This window comes from Pseudomonas sp. (genome assembly GCF_050739655.1).
Classification (GTDB): domain Bacteria; phylum Pseudomonadota; class Gammaproteobacteria; order Pseudomonadales; family Pseudomonadaceae; genus Aquipseudomonas.
In genome coordinates, this window is record NZ_JBOIBY010000328.1 from 1 (window position 1) to 3,722 (window position 3,722).

Annotated in this window: 3 protein-coding genes; 2 read left to right on the forward strand and 1 reads right to left on the reverse strand. The window is 59.5% G+C overall.

All coding sequences use genetic code 11. The annotated features are described in order from the left end of the window. Window positions 1-276 precede the first annotated feature (276 nt). On the reverse strand, window positions 277-1,398 hold the full coding sequence (locus ACRESJ_RS15855) for a sugar diacid recognition domain-containing protein (protein WP_431758744.1): 1,122 nt from the start codon (window positions 1,396-1,398) through the stop codon (window positions 277-279). Between the two features lie 143 nt (window positions 1,399-1,541). On the opposite strand from ACRESJ_RS15855, the gene ACRESJ_RS15860 reads away from it, so the two are divergent. Then, window positions 1,542-2,555, forward strand: coding sequence for an aldo/keto reductase (locus tag ACRESJ_RS15860; protein WP_431758745.1), 1,014 nt, complete (start codon window positions 1,542-1,544; stop codon window positions 2,553-2,555). Window positions 2,556-2,782: 227 nt separating this feature from the next. Next, window positions 2,783-3,664 carry an EamA family transporter RarD gene (gene rarD / locus ACRESJ_RS15865; protein WP_431758746.1) on the forward strand — a complete coding sequence of 294 codons (882 nt, stop codon included), beginning with the start codon at window positions 2,783-2,785 and terminating at the stop codon, window positions 3,662-3,664. The last annotated feature ends 58 nt before the right edge of the window (window positions 3,665-3,722 follow it).

Sequence of the window (3,722 nt, forward strand, 5' to 3'; positions counted from 1 at the left end):
GTGCCAGCCACATCACTTGTGAACGAAGCAAAACCTGTGGGGGGCGTGGCTTGCCCGCGAAAAGGCCGGTACATCCAATATCAATGGTGCCTGACACACCGCCTTCGCGGGCAAGCCTCGCGCCCACAGGTTCCTGTGCCAGCCACATCACTTGTGAACGAAGCAAAACCTGTGGGAGCGTGGCTTGCCCGCGAAAAGGCCGGTACATCCAAAATCTGCGGTGCCTGACACACCGCCTTCGCGGGCAAGCCCGCTCCCACAGGGGAATTGTGTGGTTCACGGATGGGTGTCTGTCTGGGGAAGTAGCTGCACGCCAAGGTATAGCGCGAGCATGCCGTCCAGTCGCAGTGGATCAACTCCGCTGAGCTCGGCTATCCGCTCCATTCGATAGCGCAAACTGTTGCGGTGAATCCCCAACGCATCGGCACAGGCCTGGCTCTGGCCATCGTGTTCGCACCAACTGCGCAACGTCGCCAGCAACTGGCCGTTGCTGTCCTTGGCGATGACTTTGCGCAATGGGTTAAGCAGTTCGTCGAGGGCGTCGTCGTTGCGATGCTGCCAGAGCATGACTGGCAGCCGATAACGGTTGAGGGTCAGCAAGCGCGAACGGGGCAAGACTTCGCGACCATAGGCGAGCAAGTCGCCGACGCGACCATAACAGCGCCGCAATCCCGTCATCCCTTCGGCCTGTCCACCCACGGCAATACGCAGGATGCTCCAGCCCAGGCCGTCGAGTTTCTCCAGCAATCGTTCATTCTCCACGGGCTGGTTGGCCGGTCGGCACCAGAGCAACGAGGTGTTAGCCGAACTCACGCACCAGCTGTCCGGGTAACGGGAACTGAGCCAGGCGCCCAGGGCTTCGACGGTTTGACCCGGCCTGTGGTCCATCCCCAACTCAAACAGGTACGGCACCCGGGCCATTCGTGGTTTCAAGCCCAGCTGTTGTGCTTCATCGATCAACCGCGGCGAATCACCGGCATCGCTGAGCAACAACGCCAGCAGATCGTCACAGCGCTGACGCCGCCATTGTTGCTCGGCCTGCTGATTGCGCTGGCCGACCAGCATCTCGGCGGTCATGCGCACCAACGCGGCGTAAGTGCGAAGTTGTTCTGGCTCGCCGGTAATGCCCAGCACGCCGATCAGACGCTGATCGAGCATCAACGGCAGGTTGATCCCGGGCTGCACACCCTTGAGATGAATCGCCGTTTGCGCGTCGATCTCGACGACTCGGCCGTTGGCCAACACCAGTTGTGCACCCTCATGCCGGGTATTGACCCGCTCCGGTTCGCCACTGCCGAGGATCAGACCCTGACTGTCCATGACATTGACGTTGTACGGCAGGATGGCCATCGCCCGGTCGACGATGTCCTGGGCAAGGTCGTGATCGAGTTCGAACATATCGGTGATCCTTGAAAGCGTGATGGCTGCGCGGTGGTTCATGATTCCACAGTATGACCGGGTCGTATTCGATATTTCGATTGGCTCCCTGGAATGATTCTGGTATCTGATTGAGCCTTCCCCACCGGCAAAAGGATTTCCTCATGAGCTATCGCACACTGGGTCATTCGGGCCTTCAAGTCTCCACCCTGACCCTGGGCACCATGATGTTCGGCGAACAGACCAGCACCGAAGATTCCTTGCGGATCATCGACAAGGCCTGGGACCAGGGCATCAATTTCATCGACACCGCCGATGTCTACACCAATGGCCGTTCCGAAGAGATCGTCGGCGAAGCGATCGCCAGCCGGCGTCACGAATGGGTGCTCGCCACCAAGGTCGGTTTTGGTCCGGTGGAAGGCGTGCCCAATCGCAGCGGCCTGAGTCGCAAGCACATGTTCAATGGCATCGACGCCAGCCTGACCCGTTTGGGCACCGATTACCTCGACCTTTATTACCTGCACCGTGAGGACCACAACACGCCGCTGGAGGTAACGGTGTCGGCCATCGGCGACCTGATTCGCCAAGGCAAGGTCCGCTATTGGGGCCTGTCCAATTACCGTGGCTGGCGCATTGCCGAGGTGATTCGCATCGCTGACAAACTAGGGGTCGACCGCCCGGTGATCAGCCAGCCGCTGTACAACATCGTCAACCGCCAGGCTGAATCCGAACAGATCACCGCCGCGCAAAACTACGGCCTCGGCGTCGTGCCCTACAGCCCGTTGGCTCGCGGTGTGCTCAGCGGCAAGTACGCACCAGACACGAAGCCGGATGCCAACAGCCGCGCCGGACGCCAGGACAAACGCATCCTGGAAACCGAATGGCGGGTCGAGTCCCTGCGTATCGCCCAGCAGATCCAGAAATACACACAGGAACGCGGCGTCGGCATCGTCGAATTCGCCATCGCCTGGGTGCTCAACAACAGCGCTGTCACCTCCGCCATCGTCGGGCCACGTACCGAAGAACAGTGGGATGCCTACACTAAGGCGCAGGCGGTGAAGATTACGGCTGAGGATGAAGCGTTCATTGATGCGCTGGTGACGCCGGGGCACGCGTCGACGCCGGGGTTCAATGACGTGAGCCATTTTGTGTCGGGGCGCAGACCGCGTAGTGCTTGAGATTGATCGCATTGTAGGAGCGAGCTTGCTCGCGAAAGACTTGAAAATACCGCGTTTACCCCGCTAGAAGAGCGGTATCGTTAACCACCATCGCGAGCAAGCTCGCTCCTACAGGGGTTTTGAGATTGGCCGGGGATTGTTGTAAATATTGATCACCCGGCCAATATTCACCACAAAAACCGCGTATCCTCCGCACCCCGTTTTCTCTTCAACCTCGCGAGGACAGTTTGTCTAAAGGTATCGCTCTATCGGTTTCAGCCTCGACGCTGTTTGCCGTCATGTATTACTACACATCGCTGCTCACGCCCTTGAGCGGCGTAGAAATTTTCGGCTGGCGGATGCTGTTTACCGCGCCCTGCATGACCGTGTTCATGATCGTGTCCGGTGAGTGGCGGCGCGTGGTTGCCCTGCTGCGCCGGTTCAGTGCGCAACCGAAGTTGATTCCGGGGTTGATCCTCTCGTCAGCCCTACTGGGCGCTCAGCTCTGGTTGTTCATGTGGGCGCCACTGAACGGTTACAGCCTCGATGTTTCGCTGGGCTACTTTCTGCTGCCCCTGGCCATGGTACTGACCGGGCGCATTGCCTACGGCGAACGCCTGTCGTACCTGCAAAAAGTCGCGGTGTTCTTCGCAAGCCTCGGGGTACTCAATGAGCTGTATCAGGTCGGCGGATTCTCCTGGGCCACGCTGGTTGTGGTCGTGGGCTATCCGCTGTATTTCGTGCTGCGCAAATGGCTGAAGTCCGACAACCTCGGCGGACTCTGGATGGACATGGCCCTGATGCTGCCAATCGCCTATTGGTTCGTGCAGGGTGGCGAGCAAGGTTTCGCCGTCTTCGATCAGCACCCGGCGCTGGCCTGGCTGATCCCGCTGCTCGGGCTGATTAGTGCGTCGGCGCTGGTGGTCTACATCATCGCCAGTCGCTTGCTGCCGTTCAGTCTGTTCGGTTTGTTGAGTTACGTGGAGCCGGTGTTGTTGCTCGGCGTCGCGCTGTTGCTGGGGGAAAGCATCAAGCCAACCGAATGGCTGACTTACATTCCGATCTGGCTGGCGGTGGTGGTGCTGGTGTTTGAAGGGTTCAAGCATCTGATGCGGCATCGCAGGTCATAAAAACAAAAGATCGCAGCCTGCGGCAGCTCCTACATGAGACCTGTGTAGGAGCTGCCGC